Below are 22,011 nucleotides of genomic sequence, written 5' to 3'. Positions count from 1 at the left end.
TTTTAATTAATGATTTTAGATTTATTGATTGATGATTTACTTTTTACTGTTTTTATAGAAGCTACAATGATTGAGGTCAGCTCGTCCGCCTCTTTATGCAGTCTTTTCAATTCTTCTTGATTATTTTCATGAATCGACATAAAAACCTCTAAAAAAAACATGCTTTCATCTACTTCCTCTTCAACAATTTTTAATTTATGAATAAAGTCAGCTGAAGATTTTGCCCTACAAGCAGCTCTATAATTAGCTCCAACCGAACTAGAACATCTTATCAATTGTCTACAATATGCATCAAACTCTCTTGTTTTAGGATATTCTTTACATAACCTCCAACAATCGATAGCAAATTGTTTAGTTCTATTTTTAATCTGTTCTTTCATTCAATCTTATATCTTAAATCAAAACTCCAAAATCTCATTTATCTTAACTTCAATGTTACTATGGCAAATACCGCTAACAAAATTCCTACAATCCAAAAGCGTACTACAATTTTACTTTCATGATAGTTTAGTTTTTGATAATGATGATGTAGAGGAGACATCTTAAATATTCGTCTTCCTTCTCCAAACTTCTTTTTTGTGTATTTAAACCAAGAAACTTGTAGTATTACTGATAGATTTTCAACTACAAATATTCCTGCTAAAACTGGCAGCAACAATTCTTTTCTTATGGCAATTGCTATTACTGCTATGATACCTCCAATAGTTAAACTTCCGGTATCTCCCATAAACACTTGTGCTGGATAGGTATTATACCATAAAAACCCGATTAAAGCCCCTGCAAATGCCAAGATGAAAACAGTCATTTCTCCAGACTTCGGGATATACATCACATCTAAATAATCTGCAAAAATGATGTTACCTGATACCCAAGCAAAAATTGCCAGCGTTATCACCATAATTGCGGATGAACCTGCTGCTAAACCATCAATTCCATCTGTTAAATTTGCACCATTTGAAACTCCCGTAACAATAAAAACGGTAACAAAAATGAAAATTATCCATCCATATTTTTCATATCCATCTCCTAAGAAACTTAATGCTTTTGCATAGTCTAACTCGTTATTCTTTAAAAAAGGGACTGTTGTTTTTGTTGATTTGTGTGCTTCTCCAAACACTTTCTTTTTGCCATCAACTTGCACAACTTGTTCTGAAGTAGGTAATTGTTCTTTTATGGTTACATCTTGGTGAAAATACAGCATAGACCCCACGATTACACCTAACCCTATTTGTCCTAAAACCTTAAACTTTCCTTTTAATCCAGCCTTATCCTTTTTAAATACTTTAATATAATCATCAGCAAAACCAATAAGCCCCATCCAAACAGTGGTTATTAATAGAATAATGATGTATATATTTTCTAGTTTTGCCAAGAACAGTACAGGAATTAATGTTGCAAGAATTATAATTACACCTCCCATAGTTGGTGTTCCTGCTTTTTGTACTTGTCCATCTAAACCTAAATCTCTTACTGTTTCACCTACTTGCTGTCTTCTTAAGTAATTGATAATTTTTTTACCAAAAATGGTTGATATCAACAGGGATAATATGAACGCCATTGCAGATCGAAATGTGATAAACTGAAACACACTTGCCCCTGTTAAGCTAAATTCACTTTCTAAATATTGAAATAAATAATACAGCATTCGTTAGTGTTTTTTTAGTTGATTAAAATAGTTGGTTACTTCTTCTAAATCATCAAAATGATGCCTAACACCATTTATTTCTTGGTAGGTTTCATGTCCTTTTCCTGCAATAAGTACAATATCTCCTGAAGTTGCTAGTTTACAAGCTGTTTTAATAGCTTGTCTTCGATCTACAATTGATAGTGTTTTTTTATAATTTTCTGCCGCAACTCCTGTTTCCATTTCATCAATTATTGATTGCGGGTCTTCTGTTCTAGGATTATCGGAAGTAAAAACAACTTGATCACTTAACTGAGATGCTATTAATGCCATTTTTGGACGCTTCGTTGTATCTCTATCTCCTCCACAACCTACAACTGTAATCACGGTTTCATTTCCTGTTCGGATGTCATTAATAGTTTGTAATACATTTTTTAATGCATCCGGTGTATGTGCATAATCTACTATTGCAGTAACTCCTTCATCAGAAACTGTGTACTGAAATCTTCCACTTACACTTTCTAGTTCACTTACAATTCGTAAAATCTCTATCTTTTCAAGCCCTAACAACTCTGCTACGCCATATATAGCTAACAAGTTATACGCATTGAATTCTCCTATTAACTTTGTCCAAACTTCTACTCCGTTAATTATTAACAAAGTTCCTGAAAGACGTTTTTCTAACACTTTTGCTTTAAAATCTCCAATTGTTTTAAGTGCATAAGTTTGTTTGTTCGCCTTAGTGTTTTGAAGCATTATTTGCCCGTTTTTATCATCTATATTCACCAAAGCAAATGCTGATTTTGGTAACGAATCAAAAAACGATTTTTTTACATCACGATATTCTGCAAATGTTTCGTGATAATCTAAATGATCGTGAGATAAGTTCGTAAACACACCTCCTACAAACTCTAATCCTTCCGTACGTTTTTGATGAATTCCATGAGAGCTTACTTCCATAAAACAATAATCAACCCCTGCCTCTACCATTTTTGATAAATATTTATTTATCGCTACCGAGTTTGGTGTTGTGTGTGTTGCCTTATACTCTTCATCATCAACCATCACTCGCACAGTTGACAGTAACCCTACTTTATACCCTGCCTTTTTAAACAATTGATACAATAAGCTTGCAATTGTAGTTTTACCATTTGTTCCTGTTACTCCTACTAATTGCAAGCTTTTTGACGGGTTGTTATAATAATTTGCTGCTATTATTGCTAATGCAGCATTAGAATCTTCTACTTTAACATAGGTAACCTCTTCATTTTTATCTTCTGGTAAAGACTCACAGATAACAGTCTTAGCACCCAACGACACTGCTTTTGTTATAAATTGATGTCCATCTACTGTTACTCCTTTTTGAGCAACAAAAACATCATCTTCCTGCACTTGTCTACTATCAAACTGAATATTCTTTATATCAATATCTGTATTTCCGTAAACTTCTTTTACAGCTACCTTGTATAATATGTCTTTTAATTTTTTCAACTATGATAATTTTAAATATATCGTTGCACCTTTTGAGACTTTCACTCCTCTTTCTACAGATTGCTCTGTTACTTTTCCTACTCCTGAAAACTTAACTTTCAATCCCATGTTCTCTAATAATGCAACCGCATCCATTCCGCTCATACCAGTTACTTTAGGCATAATTGTTTTATACTTCCTTAGCTTTTGATAGTATTCTTGATATTCTTTATCGAGGACTTCTTCTGAAATATCATCAGAAACAAACTGATTATTAATCGCTGTTGAAGTATAAATTTTTTGAGCTATTTCTTTAAATATAGGAGCAGCAACCGTAGCCCCGTAATATCCTTTTTCTTTTTTAGGACTATGAACCACCACAATACAAGAGTATTTTGGTTCATCAGCCGGGAAAAATCCTGCAAAAGAAGCCACATATTTTTGATTTGAATAATAACCACCTTCATACTCTCCTTTGGCATTTTTTGTTCTTGGAATATATTTTTTTGCAGTCCCTGTTTTTCCTGCCATAGAAAAGTTTGGTGAATAAATTCCTTTACCTGTTCCGTATTTTATAGTATTTTCCATCACTTTTCGGACTTTATCTAAGGTTTCTTGTGATGCTATTTTTTCTTTTACTACTTCTGTTCCAAAGCTTTCTTCTACTTTACCTCCTACTCTTAGCTCTTTAACAAAATATGGTTTCACCAACTTTCCGTCATTTGCTACTGCATTATAAAACGCTAGTGTTTGCAAAGGCGTGAGAGAAACTCCATATCCCCAAGCCATCCACTCTAACGAAATTGGACTCCAACTTTTTTCTGTTGGTTCTGGTATATAAGGATTTCCTTCTCCTTTTATTTTTACACCTGTTAATTGATCTAAACCAAACGACTTAATTTTATCGGTAAACTTTTTTGGATTCTTATCGTAATGCTTTTGTATCGTTTTTACAATTCCTACGTTTGAAGAAACTTCAAACACTCTTCCTAAGGATATTTTTCCGTACCCTCCTCTTTTACTATCTTCTACTTTACGATTATTAATATAAATCCTTCCTTTTTCACAATCTACCACAGTTGAAGTATCTGCTACTTTATCTTCTAGCGCAACCATTAAACTAGCCAACTTAAAAGTTGACCCTGGTTCGTGACTCTCCCAAACAGCATAATTTCTTTTTTCGTAATATTTTCCTTTAGAAGTTCTTCCTAAGTTAGATATTGCCTTAATTTCTCCTGTTTCTACCTCCATCACCACAGCACATCCATGGTCTGCTTCAAAATACTCCATCTCTCTTAACAAAGCATGATGCGTAATATCTTGAATATTCACATCTATTGTTGTTATTACATCACTACCGTCTACTGGTTCTTTCTCATTTACATCATTAATTGGCTTCCATTGTCCTTTCGCTATTTTTTGCTTTAAACGCCAACCATTTTCTCCTTGCATGTAATCTGCAAAAGCACCTTCAATTCCCGCTCCTCCTCTGTAATCATCATATCCAATAGTACGCTCAGCTATTTTACCTATAGGGTGCACACGAACTGTTTTTTGCTCTGCTATAAAACCTCCTCGATACACCCCTCTATTAAAAATCGGGAAGCTTTTCATTTTTACATAGTCATTATACCCTACATTACGAGCTATTAACAAATAACGATTTCTACGTTTTTTTGCATTACGCAACTTCTTTTGGTAGTAACTAGCTGGCTTACCTAGTAAACCTGAGAGCGATTCTGAAAGTGCACGAATATTTTTCTCAAAAACTTCTGAATCCACCGCAACCACATCCATACGAATGGTAAATTTTGACATTGATGTTGCTAGCAAATTTCCATCTGCTGCATACACATTACCTCTATTCGCAAAAATAGTGTCGTTTTTAACTGTTTTTTCTTCAGAAAGCTTTCTATACTTATCCCCTTCTACATATTGAAGTTTAAAAAGTCTAAAAATGATAACTACAAAGAAAAGCGTCATTAAAACAACAATCACATAGAGTTTGTTTAATATGCCTTTTTTTACTACCATTTTATATTACTCTTTATTATATGTTACTTTTATTTTTTGGGGCGGTTTTTTTGCAGGGAACAACCCTTTACTTTTTACTTTATCTCGAATACTACTTTCTAACTTCATCCTCATTAATTCAGTACTCGTATCTACATCTTCAGCCCGCAACTCTCTTTTCTTCTTATTAAGCTCTGCTATTTGCACCACTTTTGCATCTGCACTGTGCGAACTATATATCATTATTAACAACAGCACTACAACAAAAATTAAAATCCGCCAGTTTTTAAATGAGCTTTCATCCGTAAGAAAACTTCCTCTTAAAAGATCGTATATACTCTTTCTTACTTTAGACATTATTTTAATGTTGCTATTCTTAGTTTCGCACTTCGTGCTCTGTTATTCTCTTTAATCTCTTCTTTTGTTGGCACAATCATTTTACCAACCTTTTTAAGCGGCACATTGGTATTACCATAAAAATCTTTTTCTGGCTCACCGCTAAACAACCCCGTTCTTATAAATCGCTTCACCAACCTATCTTCTAACGAGTGATATGAAATCACACTCAATCGTCCATCCTCATTCAACAAATCTGGAATTTGCTGTAAAAACTCCTTCAACACTTCCAACTCTTGATTTACTTCTATTCGTATTGCTTGAAAAATTTGTGCTAGAATTTTATGCTCTTTGGCTTTTGGCAAAAATCTTTGCAACACCTCTTTTAACTCAAAACTTGTATTAATCTCTCTACCCTCTCTTGCTTCAACAATTGTTTTAGCTAAAGTTCTTGCATTTCGCAACTCTCCATACAAAAACAACACATCTGCTAAATCTTCTTCAGTATATGTATTGATGATTTTTTTTCCTGACAACTCAGACTTTTGATCCATTCGCATATCTAAATCTGCATCAAAACGAGTTGAAAAACCTCTTTCAGCTTCATCAAATTGATGCGACGACACACCTAAATCAGCCAACACCCCATCTACCTTCCTAACACCGTAAAAACGTAAAAACCTAGATATGAATCGAAAATTCTCACCAATCAACACAAAACGCGGATCGTCAATTTTATTTTGCTGCGCATCTGGATCTTGATCAAAAGCAAACAATTTTCCTTTTTCTCCTAATCGACTCAATATTTCTCTAGAATGTCCTCCTCCTCCAAAAGTGACATCCACATACACTCCATCTTCCTTTATATTAAGTGCATCTACACTTTCTTTCAACAAAACTGGACTATGATAACTCATCTGCTTCCGTATTACCCATTACTTCTTCTGCCAATTCAGCAAAATCAACAACAGCATCATCAATTACTTTTTCGTACTTACCCTTATCCCAAATCTCAATAATATTCACTGCAGAAGAAAGCACTACTTGCTTTTCTATTCCTGCAAATTGACATAAATCTTTCGGAATCAATATCCTTCCAGAAGCATCTACATCCACCATTTTTACACCAGCAGTAAACCTTCTGATAAAATCATTATTTTTCTTTACAAATCGATTTAGTTTATTGATTTTTGCCATCATTAAATTCCACTCTTGCATCGGATACAACTCTAAACAAGACTGAAACACAGAGCGTTTAATCACAAAACCTTCTTGCAACACAGAAGACAGTTGCTTCTTGAACGCTGACGACATCATCAACCTCCCTTTAGCATCTACCTTGCACTCATATGTTCCAATTAAATTTATCACGTAAAGAAACTATAGTTTGCATCAAAAATAAAAAATATTTACCACTTTTTACCACTTTTTACCACATTGTTGATAAGTTTTAGTTTTTAAGCTAAAAAACTGATACTAAAAGACTTCTATATCGCCATTGTACATGAAATAATAAAAATGAAAAAGTGATAAAAAAGAACTACATTTGTGGTTAAGTCAAATCAGAAACATAATGACTGAATTTTTAAAGAAAGAAGACAAATTTACATACGCTGAAGCAGGAGAAGGAAGCCCAATTATCATTCTTCATGGACTAATGGGGGCTTTAAGTAATTTTAACTCCACTTTTAATCATCTTTCAAAAAAAGGATATCAAGTTTTTATTCCAGAATTACCCCTATACACCTTACCTCTCCTTAAAACCAATGTAAAAAATTTAGCCAAATTTTTACATGATTTCATAGAGTACAAAGGACTTAAAAATGTTACTTTATTAGGAAATTCTTTAGGCGGACATATAGCTTTATACTACACAAAACATTACTCTGAAGATGTTAAAGCATTAGTTTTAACAGGTAGTTCAGGGCTATACGAAAACTCTATGGGAGATAGCTATCCTAAAAGAGGTGACAAAGAGTTTGTTAGAAAAAAAGCGCAAGATGTTTTTTATGATAAAGCTATTGCCACAGACGAACTTGTAGATCAAGTGTATGATGTTATCAACGATAGAAATACATTGATTAGAACATTAGCTATTGCTAAAAGTGCAATTCGTCATAATATGGCTAAAGATTTACCCAACATGAAACAACCTACTTGTTTAATTTGGGGAAAACAAGACAGCGTTACTCCACCAGAAGTTGCTGAAGACTTCAAAAAACTCTTACCTGATGCTGATTTATTTTGGATAGATAAATGTGGGCATGCAGCTATGATGGAAACTCCAGAAGAGTTTAATGAAATTTTAGAAAGCTGGCTTTCAAAACGCGAAATATAACAACAGCTAAACTAGCTTAATTATAGTATGAAAATAAAATCTGCTGAATTTGTAATGAGTAACAGTAATGTTACCAAAGCTCCTAAAGACAGAATACCTGAGTATGCTTTTATTGGCCGCTCAAACGTTGGTAAGTCTTCGTTAATTAACATGTTGATGGAGCGAAAAGATTTAGCAAAGACCTCTGGTAAGCCCGGAAAAACTCAACTTATTAACCATTTTAAAATTAATGATGAATGGTTTTTAGTGGATCTTCCAGGATATGGTTATGCTCAAGTATCTAAAAAAAAGCGACAAATTTTTCAATTCTTTATTGAAAATTATTTTAAAGAGCGTGAACAACTGGTTTGTACCTTTGTTTTAATTGATTCTCGCCATGATCCGCAGAAAATAGACTTAGAGTTTATGCAGTTTTTAGGTGAAAACCGTATTCCTTTCTGTATTGTTTTTACCAAAGCAGACAAATTAGGCAGTTCTAAACTTAACAAACAAATTACTGCTTATAAAAAGAAATTATTAAAGTATTGGGAAGAATTACCAATGTCTTTTGTAACTTCTTCTTCTACAGGAATGGGACGTGATGAGTTTTTAAGTTTTATCGATCAGGTAAATGAGGACGTAGCTGAGAACTTCAAATAGTTCTTCTAGTAACCTTAAGGTAACTCCTAATATGCACTCTACTAAAGAAAATTTACAGGTCTTACATGAAGACAATCATATTATTGTGGTTAATAAGCGTGCTGGCGATATCGTACAAGGCGATAAAACAGGCGACAAACCTCTTTCTGATGTAGTTAAAGAATATATTAAGGAAAAATATAACAAACCTGGTAATGTTTATTTAGGAACTGTTCATCGTTTAGATAGACCTACTTCTGGCATTGTTATTTACGCACGTACATCTAAAGCTTTAGAACGCTTAAACAAAATGTTGCGTGACAAAACCATAAAAAAAACATACTGGGCAATTGTTCAACAACAACCTAAAAAAGCTGCTGACACTTTAACAAATTATTTAAAAAAGAACCCAAAGAACAATAAGTCTACAGCATACAACAAAGAAGTTAACGGAAGTAAAAAAGCTACTTTACATTACACAACACTTAAAAAATTAGATAACTATTCGTTGCTTGAAGTTGACTTAGAAACAGGACGTCATCATCAAATTCGTGTACAACTTTCTAATATTGGTGCTATTATTAAAGGCGACTTAAAATACGGAGCAAAAAGAAGCAATAAAGATGGAAGCATCCATTTACATGCACGAAAAATAGAATTTACGCATCCAGTTAGTAAAGAACTTATTAAAATCACTGCTCCAACTCCTTCTGACCCAGTTTGGGATGCTTGCTTGTAATTTGTATATTTAGACAAATTTCACATAAGATGAAAGCTCTTAAATTTTTAACTATCTTAATACTCCCTATAACTGTATACATTTCGTTTACGAGTATGGGTTGGTTAACATTATTACCTTTAGTCGTATTTTTTGGGTTTGTTCCTCTACTTGAACTGCTTTTTAACCCAGACAAACAAAACCTTAACAAAGAACAAGAAGAGCTAGAAAAAGAAAACAAGCTGTATACTTATATCTTATACGCAACAGTACCTGTTCAATTACTTTTTTTAGGATGGTTTTTATGGATGATGAAAGATGCACATTTAACCACCATAGAATATATAGGAAGAATCTCTGCTATGGGATTAATGTGTGGTGTAATTGGTATTAATGTAGGACATGAATTAGGTCATCGGAACAACCGTTTTGATGAGTTTTTAGGTGAGATTTTATTATTAACATCTTTAGATACTCACTTTTTACCCTATCATAATGCCGGACATCATTTTAATGTAGCTACACCTAAAGATGCTGCAACCGCAAGAAAAAATGAAATAGTATATCTATTCTGGATCCGTTCTCATTTTCAAAGCTATTATCAAGCTTGGGAAACAGAAAACAGACGTCTAAAAAATTCTGGTAGAAATTGGTTTCATCTGCAAAACAGAATGCTCATCTATACGATTTGTAATATATTGTTATTGATAGGTATTTTCTTTCTCTTTGGATTAAATGCTCTACTTGCTTTTACAGCAGCAGCTGTTTTTGGAATTTTATTATTAGAAACTGTAAACTATATAGAACATTACGGACTACTACGTAAACAAAACGAAAAAGGTCGTTATGAACGTGTAAAAAGAACTCATTCATGGAATTCTGATCACAGAATTGGTATGTTAATGCTGTTTAATTTATCTCGCCATTCCGATCATCACTATAACGGAAGTAAACATTATCAGCTCTTAAAATCATTACCAGAGAGCCCTCAAATGCCAACAGGATATCCAGGTATGATGCTTGTGGCTTTGGTACCTCCTTTATGGTTTTCAATAATGAATAAAAAATTACAAGATATATAACCTATGAATATTCCCGAATTGGTTCAGTCGCAAAAAAATTATTTTGCAACACAACAAACCAAAGATATCTCCTTTAGAAAAAGTGCTTTAAAAAGACTACAAAAAGAGCTTATTACAAGAGAACAAGATATTATCAAAGCTTTACATGATGATTTTAAAAAATCAGAATACGAAGCTGTGATGACTGAAACTTCTATCGTACTGGCTGAGTTAAAAATGGCGATAAAAAACATATATTCTTGGAGCAAACCCAAGCGTGTATTGCCTTCTTTATTAAACTTTCCATCATCAGCAAAAATTTATAAAGAACCTTATGGTACTGTTTTAATTATTGCTCCTTGGAATTATCCGTATCAACTAGCATTTGCTCCTTTATTGGGAGCCATTGCAGCAGGAAATACTGTAGTTTTAAAACCTTCAGAACTAACACCCAACACGAGTAAAATTACCAAAGAAATCATCGAAGCTGTTTTTGATAAAAATCATGTAGCTGTTGTAGAAGGCGGTGTGGATGTTTCTACAGAATTATTAGCACAACGTTGGGATTATATTTTTTTTACTGGAAGTGTTCCTGTGGGAAAAATTGTTGCTAAGGCTGCTGCCAATCACTTAACTCCAGTTACTCTAGAATTGGGAGGAAAAAGCCCATCTATTATTGATGAAACCGCAAACATCAAACTTGCTGCAAAGCGTTTGGTTTGGGGGAAATTTATTAATGGTGGACAAACTTGTATTGCTCCTGATTATTTATTAATTCATAAATCGGTAAAAGAACAGTTTATACAAGAGTTTAAGGAGGATATTTTTAGAGCTTATGGCGAAAACCCTCAAAACTCCTTTGATTTTCCACGTATCGTAAACACTAAAAACTTTGATCGTTTAGCCATTATGCTAGAAAATGAAAAGTGTGTAATTGGTGGACAAACTGATAGAGATGATCGCTATATTGCCCCTACCTTAATTGATGAACCTAGTCTAGATAGTGAAGTAATGAAAGGTGAAATTTTCGGACCTATCTTACCACTAATTTCCTATGAAAATGAAGCTGATATTGAAAAAATAACAGCTAAATATGATAAGCCTCTGGCTTTATATGTTTTCACCAATAGAAATTCATTTGCTAAGAAAATGATTGAGCGTTTTTCGTTTGGTGGAGGTACGATAAATGATACTACAGTACATTTTGCTAATCATAGGTTGCCTTTTGGTGGCGTGGGAGAAAGTGGTATAGGTAGTTATCACGGAAAAAAAACTTTTGATACTTTTTCTCATCATAAAGGAGTGGTTTCTCGCGGAACTTGGCTAGATGTTCCTACTCGATATGCTCCATATAAAGGGAAACTACAACAATTAAAAACCTTAATGAAACTAGGGTAATTTATTAGATAATAAAATAAGTAGACACAAGAATCAAGACACCCACAAATGAGTGAAAAATCCGTATCAGAAGCAGTTAATTATCGTCGTTCGGTAAGAGTGTACGACCCTGAAAAACCGATAGACACTTCCATTGTAAAAAAATGTTTAGAACAGGCGAGTTTAGCTCCTACCAGTAGCAACATGCAACTGTGGGAGTTTTATCATATCACTGATAAGGAAATTATAAAAAAAATGGCTCCATTATGCTTTAATCAAAATGCAGCTAAAACTGCTCAGCAGCTAGTGGTTTTTGTTACTCGTAAAGATTTGTGGCGTAAAAGAGCTAAAGCTAATTTAGCTTTTATGGATACAGTTTTTGGTAAAAACAATCCGAAATCAGAACAACGAAGTAGAGAAAAAGTAGCACGTAACTACTACGGAAAGCTAATTCCTTTCACGTATTTTGATTTCTTAGGAATTTTTGGCTGGTTGAAGTATATACTATTTTCAATTGTTGGGGTATTTCGACCTATTTATAGAGAAGTTCGCAATAGTGATATGCGCATTGTAGCTCACAAAACTTGTGGATTAGCAGCACAAACATTCATGCTTTCAATGGCTGCTGAAGGTTACGACACCTGCCCTATGGAAGGTTCTGACACTTGGCGTGTAAAACGTTTGCTGGGGTTACCTTTTGGCGCAGAAATTAACATGGTTGTGTCATGTGGTATTCGCAAACCCGAAGGAGTGTATGGAGAACGTTTTAGAATTCCTTTTGAGGAGGTTTATAGAGAGGTTTAAAAAATGAATAAAATTTATCAACCTATAAAACAAAAAAAATATTGGCATAGATTTATGTCTTTGTTTTTTCCTCCTATTATCCCCATACTCTTACTTTCTCTTATACCTATTAAAAAAAATTCTATTGCCTTTTCTACCACCTTGACTATAGGTTACTCAATAGTTTGGGGAATTTTATCTTTTTTTATAGTCAGAAATTATATTAAAGAAATACAGATAAACAAGACTCAAGTGATTATAAAAGGGACAAATTTTAATAAGGAGTGGGAAAGAACTTATAAATTGAAAGACATTTCTATTGAAATAAAATCTCAAGGTTATGGTAGAGGTAAAGTTGAGTATTTCTTAAAATTATTAACTCCCTCTTCTTCATACAAGATTAACAAGTTTAAAGAGTGGGAATATTTAGACCTCCTCGAAATATATCAAACTCTAAGTCAAAATAAAAAAGATGATACTCATCTTTTAAATCTTTTAAAATCTAAAATACAACCAAGAAAAACTCGTCATTTCGACCAGAGAGAGAAATCTCATTTTTAATTATTTAGATTCCTCAGTCATTCTCCCTTCGAAATGACATATTATTCCTCTTATTCCTTCGGTAAAAACACCAATTTATTTTTACTCTTTTGTATAGTTGCCTCATTAAGGTTCATTTTTACAAACTCACCATCTACATATTTTTGTGCTTGGTCTTTATAATACGGACTGAATACATTTCCTGATTGCCCTGTTGGTAAAATCGCAATGCTATTTTCTACATCAGAAAAGTCAATGACTCTACGTGTTGAAGGTCCACCATGAATTTTATACACACCTGTACTATCCAACTTGAAAATCTGGTTGTTAATCACCTCATTTCCTCCAATAGTTTCAAACGGACCGACATTAAAAAATTTACGCAACAAACCTCCCGCTTTACCAATAGCGTGTTCATATTCCACTGAAATTACGCGATTCCACGTCCAATTTTCTACATTCTCTCCTAATTGATTTTGTAAAAATGTGATGGCTTTTTGAAAAGCTGTGGTAATTATTTCTTTTCTGGTTTCAACTTTATCTGTCGTTGAAATATCATCCCACCAAACTGATTGTTCCCTTTTAGCCTGCTCTGCTAACACTTGATCTTGTAATTGCGTATCAATAAACAACTGAAAACTATCTCCTAACTCATCTTTGTAAGTAGCAGTTAAGAATTCATGCAAAAATCGATTATAAATAGTCGGAGCTACATTAGTTTTTAAATATTCTCCATTCCACTTTTCTAACACCGAATATGCTTTTTTTGCCGAAGGAGATAGTGACGATTTATCTACACTTACCAACAATTCTCTCCCGATTTCTGGAACTACAGGTGAGGTTACATCATAAATCATTTCAGCAACATCCTCTTTCGTAAAATCGTTTTTAGGTTCTAATAGCTGAACAATTCTCTTCGCTCTATCTTCAGGCTGATAATATCCAGGATACAATTTTCCTCTTACAGAATCTGGTTGATTATTTGCTGAATACACATAATTCCAACTAGGATTTTCAGCTTGCGGATTTTCTTCAAATTCTAAATATTCTACAATTTCATCGTTCCCAGAAGCTCCGTTTAAATACATTTTAGAAGATAAACTATCTCTTAATTCATACAATTTAGCTGAAGCAAACCAACCTACATTCCCTTTAGCATCACCATACATTACATTTAGTCCTGGAGCGTGTATTTGAGCTGTTCCTGTTTTAAAATCTTGTAACGAATTTGCATGCGACATTTTGTGAGACGCTTCTAATAATTTATTTGGTAGCTGCGTATAAATCCAATTCATTGCCACGGGTCTATCATCAGTAATATGCTCTATCAGCCCATTCATAATTGGTCCGTGCTTACTTACTTTTACTTGATACGTGGTATCTTTTCCTCCTTTAACTTTTATATGTTTGTTTAACAACTCATACTTTTTAAATCCTTCTGGAGTTTTATATTCCAACGGATTTTCAGGATTGTTTTCTTCCACATAAAAATTCAAATCATCATTTGCCAACATTGTTAGTCCGTAGGCATACTCTTTATTGTGTCCTAATAACGGAAAAGGCATCAACGCTAGATTAAATCCGTAAATTTCAAAATCAGGAGTTTTTATATGGTTTTGATACCAAACCGATGGTTGAGAAAATGTAATATGCGGGTCATTAGCAAAAATCACTTTACCGTTTTTGGTTTTAGGGGGTGCAATTACCCAAGAATTACTTCCTATAAAAGGTGCAACTGGTAATTGCTCTATAATCTCATTAACAGCAACAGACATTTCTGCTTTAATCGCTTTTTTATTCGTTGTCTTATTCAGTGTTAAATTCTTATTGAAAGAGTTCAACAACTCATTTACATAAGACTCACCTAACTTTTCTTTAACTTCAGTTAACAACGGATCCGTTTTATGTGCAATCGCAAAACTAAATGCCATGTAACCAAAAACATTATATATATCTTTAACTGTATAGTTTTCTTTATCTAATCCTACTAAATAAAACTCTAATGGTGTTGCTCCTTCTTCAATAAACTGATTAACTCCGTTTAAGTAAGCTTCCGTTAATTTATAAGTTTCTGAATTTTTATCTAATTCTTGAATCGTTTTTTCGGCAGCTTCTTCAATTCCTAACCCAGAAAAAAACTTATCTACTCTTACCAAATCTTTTCCAAAAACTTCTGCTAATCTTCCAGCTGCAATTCTTCTAATTAGTTCCATTTGCCACAATCGATCTTGAGCATGCACATACCCTAAAACAGTATAAGCGTCTAGTTGATTTTGCGCATTGATATGCGGCACTCCAACCTCATCATAATACACCGTAACTTTATCTGAAATATTAGCTAATGCTAACTCTCCTTTATACGTAGGATGTAAGGTTTTTGTAAATAACCAAACTCCAACACTTACTAACACTAATAATAACAGAACAATTTTTAAAGACTTTTTAAATAACTTCATTAGGGATGATTTTCTTCAAAGATAACAGAAATATTTATTGTTTATCTTCTGAGTAAATCGTGTAACTTTTACACAGTATTAATTAATTGTTTACACACTTTTTACACATAAAAAATATCCCTCTTAAAACTTAAAAAAAACAATAAACATCTAAAAAACAATACGTTACCACCTTTTGTTGTTTTATTAAAGTTGATGGCATATTTATTTCAATATAACAAGCAAACAGTAAATAACTTAAAAACTTAATATCATGAAAAATTTAATCTTAGCAGCAGCTATTTTAGCAGGAGCTTCAACTTACGCAACAACTAACAACACTATTTCTCCTATTACTCCAGTTCACACGGTTGTAGAAAAAGGTTTTAAAGAAGTTTCTTTAGATAAATTACCAGCAGCAGTAGTAAAATCTGTAAAAGAAAGTTTTCCTAAAGGTAAATTAAGCAAAGCTTTTGTTAACGAAAACGAGCAATATAAATTAGAGATTAGCTTAGAAAACGAAAGCAAAACTCTTTTTGCTGACAAAGACGGAAATTGGTTAGACGCTAAAGACGTAAAATAACACACATATTCCCCTTGTTGTATTACAATATTAAATAATTATAACTTAAAACTTAATGTCATGAAAAAATTAATCTTAGCAGTAGCAATCTTAGCAGGTGTTTCAACTTATGCAACAGTAAACAATACTATTTCCCCTATTACTCCAGTTCATACAGTTGTAGCAGATGGATTCCAAGAAATCTCTTTAGACAAGTTACCAGCAACATTAGTAAACTCTATTAAGGAAAGCTTCCCTAAAGCTAACTTAAGTAAAGCTTTTGTTAACGAAAAAGAGCAGTACAAATTAGAGATTAGTGTAAATAGCACAACCAAAACTATTTATACTGACAAAGAAGGTAACTTATTAGACGAAAAAGAAGTTAGCAATTCAAAAAAGTAATTTTTTTATTTCCCTCCTCAATTTTATTGACGAAAGAGCGTTTTCATGTAAAACGCTCTTTTTGTTTTTTACAAAGAGCTTATACTATACAAACAATTTAGAATAAACATTTTTTATGAAAAAGATTTTACTAGTAGAGGATGATGTTACTTTTTCTAATATGTTAAAACATTTCTTAGAGCGACATCAGTACACTGTAGAGGTTAGTTATACTATTAAAAATGCTTTCACTCTCTTAAAAAAACATTCCTATAATTTAATTTTTACTGATTTACGTCTTCCTGATGGAAATGGTATTGATTTATTGAAACAAAGTAAAAATACCGATAGTAAAATTCCTGTTGTTTTAATGACGAGTTATGCAGAAGTTTCAACAGCAGTACAGGCTATGAAACAAGGTGCTTTTGATTATATTTCTAAGCCTTTTAACCCTGAAGAAGTTTTAGAAGTAATTAGTAATGCTCTTGAGGTTAAAACTGAACAAATTGTCGAGAGTAAAAAAGAAGACAAAAAAGTTTCAAACTCAAATTCTAATATTGTTTCAGGCATAAGTTCAGCTTCTAAAAGTTTACACGAACATATTCACTTAGTAGCTCCAACCGACATGTCTGTTCTTATTACAGGTGAAAGTGGTACAGGTAAAGAGGTGGTTGCAAACACAATTCATACCCAAAGTTTACGTAAAGACAAACCATTTATTGCTGTAGATTGCGGAGCTATACCTAAAGAAATAGCTTCAAGTGAGTTCTTTGGACATCAAAAAGGATCTTTTACAGGAGCTATAAATGATAAAATAGGACATTTTGAAGCTGCAAACGGAGGAACTCTTTTTTTAGACGAAGTTGGAAATTTGAACTATGAAAGTCAGGTACAATTATTACGTGCTTTACAAGAAAGGAAGATTAAACCTGTTGGAAGTAGTAAAGAAATTATGGTAGACATTCGTTTGATTACAGCTACCAATGAAGATTTATTGTTAGCTGTTGAAAAAGGTAATTTTAGAGAAGATTTATACCATCGCTTAAATGAATTTTCTATCAAGGTTCCTAGTTTAAAAGATAGAAAAGATGATTTAATTCTATACGCTGATTTCTTCTTAGAAAAGGCTAACAAACAACTCAACAAATCAATTGCTGGATTTTCTCAAGAAGTTCTAGCTTTATTTCAACAATATAATTGGCCTGGAAACTTACGAGAATTATCTAATGTTATTAAAAGAGCTACGCTTTTATCTCAAACTGAAATTATAGAAAAAGAAGTTTTACCTGAAGAATTAAAAAACACCGAAAGTCAATACAGTTTACCTAATGATTTCTCTACCAAAGAAAATGAAAAAAACCTTATTATTAGAGCTTTACATGAGGCTGGAAATAACAAAACTAAGGCTGCAAAACTTTTAAATATTACCAGAAAAACCCTGTATAATAAATTGAAAGAGTACAATATTAGTTAAGGTAATTTTTTACTTCTTTTAAAAAGATTTTTAACTCTTTTTCAAAATTTCTCCATGAAGTTTTGTTTATCTCATCACTAACCTCAAATTCTTCTAAGAAAGCGATTAATTTAGTCGCTTTTAGTTGCTTTGACATTCCTAACATTTTATGACTAACATTATTAAATCCCTGTAAGTCATTTTCTTTCACAAACTTCTTTAATAATAACAAATTCTGTTCTGTATCTTTTAAAAAGGATTCTAAAGTTTTATTTATCTCTACCTTATCATTATTTAAAAATATTTTCAAGGAAGTAATATCAAAACTATTTGTTTTCTTGTTATCAATGTAACTATTGATTACATCATTATCTTGGATTTTAAAATCAAAAAATTGTTGTAAAATTTCTTTTAATCTTTTAGAGTGAAAAGGTTTAATTAACGCATCTGAAAAGCCGTTTTTAATATATTCACTTTCTGATAAATTCGCCCTTCCAGTCATTGCTACGATGGGCTGACCTTTATAGGAATTATGCTTCTTTAAAGTCTCCATAAAATGGATACCATTCATTTTAGGAAGCTGAATATCAGTCAAAACCAAATCATAAGCAACATTATCTATTTCATTCAGTGCTTCTTGTGCATTACTAAAAGAAGTTACTGTAACTCCAAATCCTTTTAAAACATTCTTTAACAATGATCTCAAAGAGGTATCATCTTCTACCACTATAGCGTGAATATTAAGTATTTCTTTTTGAGAGTTTGCTTCATTTTCTTTTGGTTTTCCTTCAGCAAATGTAACTGGTACAAATAGTGAAAACCTGCTTCCTTTCCCCAAGCTACTTTGTAGAGTTAAAGAACCTCCCAAAAGTTCCGCTAGTCTTTTGGAAATAGTTAAACCTAATCCAAATCCATTTTGACCATTCTCTTTTTCGTGCACTTGTGTAAATTCTTTAAATACTTTTTCTTGTTTGTCTTTACCTATTCCTACTCCTGTATCGATTACCGCAATCTCTATGTATTTTTTTTCCTTTACACTTCTTAATTTACTCTGTATTGTAATTGAACCTTCTTTTGTAAACTTACAGGCATTGGTTACTAAATTATATAGTATTTGTTTTATTCTAAAAGGGTCACTAACAATTAGTGAGTTTATTTTTTCATCATGTTTTACATTCACTGAAACAGGCTTGTTTTGAACAAGATTTTTAGCACTATTTGCCACCTCTTCTATATTTCTCTTTAAATCAAAAGGAATAGCTTCAATAGTTATTTTACCGTTTTCTAATTTGGAAAACTCTAAAAGATCCCCTACAAGTTGTCCCATGTAAACCGATGCATTTTGTATATGCACCACATAGTTTTTCTCTTTAGTATTAGCTATTGATTTTTGCAACAATTCGCTAAAACCAGTAATTGTACTAAGCGGAGTCCTCAAATCGTGACTAACCATAGATATTAACTGCTCTCTACTTTTTAAAAGCGACGAGGTAATTGCATTCGCACTTTCTAATTCTTGCCTATAATGCTGACTTCTCCAGAAATCATTTAAAATTATTATTGAAAAAAGCACAATGATAACAAAACCTACTCCCGTAGCTAAAAGAATTATATTCTTGCTACGCCCAAGCGTTTCTTCATGTTTTTTATGAGCTTGATTTGCATTGAAAATAACATCTCTTTCAAGCACACTTAAAACCTCCCGTAATTTTCTTGATATTGTGATATCGTTTTCTATTAACTCCCTTTCTTTTATTCGCAAAAACCTCCGCTTAATGGTTGTTTCTCTTTGAGCTTTTTGAAGTATTTCTTTAGAAGCTGAAACTAAAGAATCTATTTGTTTTTGCTCTTCAGCATTAACGGGTTTTTCTTCATCCTCTCTATCAAATAACTTTAAGTATCTTTCTAAACTTAGTCCTGTTTTTTTACTAAAAACATCAGGATTATCAACAAGATCTTTTACTGAACCCTTTCCAAGTAGTGAATCTATAGACCCTAGCTTATCTATGGCTTCATTAATAGATTTCTCGGAAGCATTTCTTTGGTTTAACCTTCTTAAACTCGTTATGTTTTTTCGTTTTTTATTTAGAACTAACTTAACACTATCTAGTATTGATTTTTTTGATACATCTTTTGCTAAGAAATTAAGTGAATCAATCTTTTTTAATAATGATTTATTTTCTGTTACATACTCATTATATCGTTTATAAGAATTCAACTGAATAGCAGCTCTTCCTAGATTTTCATTTTCATATATATCAGCAATTAAACCTCCTGTTTGTATAATATTATTTCTATCAGAAACACCTTGCTTTTGGATTTCTATATATGTTTTAATTTCAGAAAATAACAAAATTCCTGAAACAACCGCTAAAACCGCCAAAGTGGCATAACCTATTAAAACCTTAAATGCTATTTTACGTTTAGATGTTTTCATTAAGTAACACGTAACCTTATTTTCTCTTTTTACAAAACGACAATACTCAACCTTTGTTGCTTAATAATTCATTTATTAAACATATTGTATAATACTGATACAAAACATACGCTTATTGCTCTTATTATTTTCTACAAAGACCCTTTAACAATGAAAGATAGTTTGTATTTTTGATGTCTATAAAATCATGTCAAAATGAGAAAAATTCAAATGGTTGACTTACAAAGTCAATATCAAAAAATAAAAGATACAGTTGATACTTCAATTCAAGAAATTCTAAATTCTTCAGCATATATTAACGGACCGTACGTTCATGAATTTCAAGCTGATTTAGAAAACTATCTAGGCGTTAAGCATGTAATTCCATGTGCTAATGGTACCGATGCTTTGCAAATCGCGATGATGGGCTTAGGTTTAGAACAAGGTGATGAAGTAATTACCGCTGACTTTACATTTGCTGCAACAGTTGAAGTAATTGGTTTATTAAAATTAACACCTGTTTTAGTTGATGTTGAACCAGATACTTTTAATATTGACATTGAAGCTTTAAAAAAGGCAATTACTCCTAAAACAAAAGCTATTGTTCCTGTTCATTTATTTGGCCAGTGTGCAAATATGGAAGCTGTTTTAGAAATTGCTAAAGAACATAACTTATTTGTAATAGAAGATAATGCCCAAGCCATTGGAGCAGATTATACTTTTTCTAACGGAACGAAGAAGAAAGCAGGAACTATGGGTGATGTTGGTACTACCTCTTTCTTCCCTTCTAAAAACTTAGGTTGCTATGGAGATGGTGGTGCAATCTTTACCAATAATGATGAATTAGCGCATACGCTTAGAGGAATGGTTAACCATGGAATGTACAAACGCTACTACCATGATGTAGTTGGAGTAAATTCTCGTTTAGATTCTATTCAAGCAGCTGTATTAAAAGCTAAGTTACCTTTATTAGATAGTTATTGCGATGCCCGTAGAAAAGCCGCTGAATATTATTCAAACGCTTTTACTAACAACCCAAATATTACTACACCAACTATTAGTGATTTTACTACGCATGTTTTCCATCAATATACATTAAGAATTACCAACGGAAAACGCAATGAACTACACCAACATTTATTAGATAACGGTATTCCAAATGCTATTTATTATCCTGTTCCGTTACATGCTCAAAAAGCATATCAAGACGACCGATATAATGAAGGTGACTTTACAGTAACTAATCAATTAATTGATGAAGTTATTTCATTACCAATGCATACCGAATTAGATGAAGAACAATTAGCATTTATTACTAAAACTATAAATGATTTTATTCAATAATTTGGACTGAAACCTTATGGATCAAAAAATTAAAACTTTAAAAATTATCCACCTTGCTTTAGTTGCCGGCATTACTCTTGCTTTTACCATTTTAGGTAATTTTAAGATTATGTTCGACATGGTGATTGATAACTCTTCTTTATTCTATGCTTTTATTCCTGCAATAGCTTATGTTGCTAGTAACTTCATGTTTAAAAACATGTTAAGCAAAATACAAAAAGATGCTAGTAATGAGGAGAAATTTGCGATTTATCAAACTGCTTCTATAGTAAGATGGGCTATTATTGAAGGTGCTTGTTTTTTGATTTTAATTTTAAAACCAGACTTTTTGCTTTTAGGAGTAATCTTATTAATTTATTTAATTCTTTTAGCTCCTAAAAAAGCACAAATATTCCAAACCTTAGATATCAGAAACTAAGATTTCTTATACAAAAAGACAAAAAACCACTCATTTTTGATTATTTTCAATCAATTTTGAGTGATTTTTTATTCATTTTAATAAAAAACAGCTTTTTTACACCTCTAATTTGTGAATTGTTTCC

21 protein-coding genes are annotated in these 22,011 nt (G+C 32.3%); 12 read left to right on the top strand and 9 right to left on the bottom strand.

The window, feature by feature from the left end; all coding sequences use genetic code 11:
* Positions 1 to 2: 2 nt before the first annotated feature.
* The 7 genes from LCI24_RS06120 to mraZ are packed head-to-tail and all read right to left on the bottom strand — an operon-like array spanning position 3 to position 6,814.
* Positions 3 to 380 carry a four helix bundle protein gene (locus LCI24_RS06120; RefSeq protein ID WP_274639584.1) on the bottom strand — a complete coding sequence of 126 codons (378 nt, stop codon included), beginning with the start codon at positions 378 to 380 and terminating at the stop codon, positions 3 to 5.
* A 38-nt stretch (positions 381 to 418) separates the two neighbouring features.
* A complete protein-coding gene (mraY, locus tag LCI24_RS06115) occupies positions 419 to 1,645 on the bottom strand; it encodes a phospho-N-acetylmuramoyl-pentapeptide-transferase (protein WP_099215552.1) in 1,227 nt (408 codons plus the stop codon).
* Between the two features lie 3 nt (positions 1,646 to 1,648).
* Entirely contained in the window at positions 1,649 to 3,115 is a 1,467-nt protein-coding gene (locus tag LCI24_RS06110; protein WP_274639583.1) for a UDP-N-acetylmuramoyl-L-alanyl-D-glutamate--2,6-diaminopimelate ligase, read from the bottom strand.
* Entirely contained in the window at positions 3,116 to 5,128 is a 2,013-nt protein-coding gene (locus LCI24_RS06105) for a penicillin-binding protein (protein WP_274639582.1), read from the bottom strand.
* A gap of 6 nt (positions 5,129 to 5,134) precedes the next feature.
* Complete coding sequence (locus LCI24_RS06100) at positions 5,135 to 5,464, bottom strand: FtsL-like putative cell division protein (protein ID WP_099215555.1); 330 nt, start codon at positions 5,462 to 5,464, stop codon at positions 5,135 to 5,137.
* The gene (gene rsmH / locus LCI24_RS06095) at positions 5,464 to 6,360 is read right to left on the bottom strand and encodes a 16S rRNA (cytosine(1402)-N(4))-methyltransferase RsmH (RefSeq protein ID WP_274639581.1); all 897 of its coding nucleotides are present in this window, start codon (positions 6,358 to 6,360) and stop codon (positions 5,464 to 5,466) included. The genes LCI24_RS06100 and rsmH overlap by 1 nt, the downstream gene beginning before the upstream one ends.
* The gene (gene mraZ / locus LCI24_RS06090) at positions 6,347 to 6,814 is read right to left on the bottom strand and encodes a division/cell wall cluster transcriptional repressor MraZ (RefSeq protein ID WP_274639580.1); all 468 of its coding nucleotides are present in this window, start codon (positions 6,812 to 6,814) and stop codon (positions 6,347 to 6,349) included. The genes rsmH and mraZ overlap by 14 nt, the downstream gene beginning before the upstream one ends.
* Before the next feature lie 202 nt (positions 6,815 to 7,016).
* Between mraZ and LCI24_RS06085 the strand changes: the two genes are divergently transcribed.
* From LCI24_RS06085 to LCI24_RS06055, 7 genes are read left to right on the top strand one after another with little or no spacing between them, the layout of a single operon-like run.
* On the top strand, positions 7,017 to 7,781 hold the full coding sequence (locus tag LCI24_RS06085) for an alpha/beta fold hydrolase (protein ID WP_274639579.1): 765 nt from the start codon (positions 7,017 to 7,019) through the stop codon (positions 7,779 to 7,781).
* A gap of 27 nt (positions 7,782 to 7,808) precedes the next feature.
* Complete coding sequence (yihA, locus tag LCI24_RS06080) at positions 7,809 to 8,420, top strand: ribosome biogenesis GTP-binding protein YihA/YsxC (protein ID WP_099215559.1); 612 nt, start codon at positions 7,809 to 7,811, stop codon at positions 8,418 to 8,420.
* Positions 8,421 to 8,451: 31 nt separating this feature from the next.
* Positions 8,452 to 9,138, top strand: coding sequence for an RluA family pseudouridine synthase (locus LCI24_RS06075; RefSeq protein WP_099215560.1), 687 nt, complete (start codon positions 8,452 to 8,454; stop codon positions 9,136 to 9,138).
* A gap of 29 nt (positions 9,139 to 9,167) precedes the next feature.
* A complete protein-coding gene (locus tag LCI24_RS06070; RefSeq protein ID WP_274639578.1) occupies positions 9,168 to 10,199 on the top strand; it encodes an alkane 1-monooxygenase in 1,032 nt (343 codons plus the stop codon).
* Positions 10,200 to 10,202: 3 nt separating this feature from the next.
* A complete protein-coding gene (locus tag LCI24_RS06065) occupies positions 10,203 to 11,576 on the top strand; it encodes an aldehyde dehydrogenase (RefSeq protein WP_274639577.1) in 1,374 nt (457 codons plus the stop codon).
* 48 nt (positions 11,577 to 11,624) lie between these two features.
* Positions 11,625 to 12,359 (top strand): nitroreductase family protein, encoded by a 735-nt coding sequence (locus LCI24_RS06060; protein WP_274639576.1) that lies wholly within the window; start codon positions 11,625 to 11,627, stop codon positions 12,357 to 12,359.
* A gap of 3 nt (positions 12,360 to 12,362) precedes the next feature.
* On the top strand, positions 12,363 to 12,899 hold the full coding sequence (locus tag LCI24_RS06055; protein ID WP_274639575.1) for a hypothetical protein: 537 nt from the start codon (positions 12,363 to 12,365) through the stop codon (positions 12,897 to 12,899).
* Positions 12,900 to 12,949: 50 nt separating this feature from the next.
* Here the strand turns inward: LCI24_RS06055 and LCI24_RS06050 are convergent, their stop codons facing one another.
* Positions 12,950 to 15,334 carry a penicillin acylase family protein gene (locus tag LCI24_RS06050; RefSeq protein ID WP_274639574.1) on the bottom strand — a complete coding sequence of 795 codons (2,385 nt, stop codon included), beginning with the start codon at positions 15,332 to 15,334 and terminating at the stop codon, positions 12,950 to 12,952.
* Positions 15,335 to 15,587: 253 nt separating this feature from the next.
* Between LCI24_RS06050 and LCI24_RS06045 the strand changes: the two genes are divergently transcribed.
* The 3 genes from LCI24_RS06045 (at position 15,588) to LCI24_RS06035 (ending at position 17,730) form a co-directional block, all read left to right on the top strand.
* Positions 15,588 to 15,896: a PepSY-like domain-containing protein gene (locus LCI24_RS06045; protein ID WP_274639573.1), complete on the top strand. Its 309-nt coding sequence runs from the start codon at positions 15,588 to 15,590 to the stop codon at positions 15,894 to 15,896.
* 60 nt (positions 15,897 to 15,956) lie between these two features.
* Complete coding sequence (locus tag LCI24_RS06040) at positions 15,957 to 16,277, top strand: hypothetical protein (protein ID WP_274639572.1); 321 nt, start codon at positions 15,957 to 15,959, stop codon at positions 16,275 to 16,277.
* Between the two features lie 115 nt (positions 16,278 to 16,392).
* Positions 16,393 to 17,730: a sigma-54-dependent transcriptional regulator gene (locus LCI24_RS06035; protein WP_274639571.1), complete on the top strand. Its 1,338-nt coding sequence runs from the start codon at positions 16,393 to 16,395 to the stop codon at positions 17,728 to 17,730.
* On the opposite strand, the gene LCI24_RS06030 is transcribed toward LCI24_RS06035, so the two are convergent.
* A complete protein-coding gene (locus tag LCI24_RS06030) occupies positions 17,723 to 20,146 on the bottom strand; it encodes an ATP-binding response regulator (protein WP_274639570.1) in 2,424 nt (807 codons plus the stop codon). The genes LCI24_RS06035 and LCI24_RS06030 overlap by 8 nt on opposite strands.
* Positions 20,147 to 20,341: 195 nt before the next feature.
* Between LCI24_RS06030 and LCI24_RS06025 the strand changes: the two genes are divergently transcribed.
* Together LCI24_RS06025 and LCI24_RS06020 are read left to right on the top strand one after the other, a co-directional pair.
* Complete coding sequence (locus LCI24_RS06025; RefSeq protein ID WP_274639569.1) at positions 20,342 to 21,469, top strand: DegT/DnrJ/EryC1/StrS family aminotransferase; 1,128 nt, start codon at positions 20,342 to 20,344, stop codon at positions 21,467 to 21,469.
* Between the two features lie 16 nt (positions 21,470 to 21,485).
* A complete protein-coding gene (locus LCI24_RS06020) occupies positions 21,486 to 21,887 on the top strand; it encodes an MFS transporter (RefSeq protein ID WP_274639568.1) in 402 nt (133 codons plus the stop codon).
* The last annotated feature ends 124 nt before the right edge of the window (positions 21,888 to 22,011 follow it).

The organism is Tenacibaculum larymnensis (genome assembly GCF_028829235.1).
Taxonomy (GTDB): domain Bacteria; phylum Bacteroidota; class Bacteroidia; order Flavobacteriales; family Flavobacteriaceae; genus Polaribacter; species Polaribacter larymnensis.
Note: the sequence above shows the minus strand (reverse complement) of the source record. Positions and strands in the feature narration are given on the sequence as shown.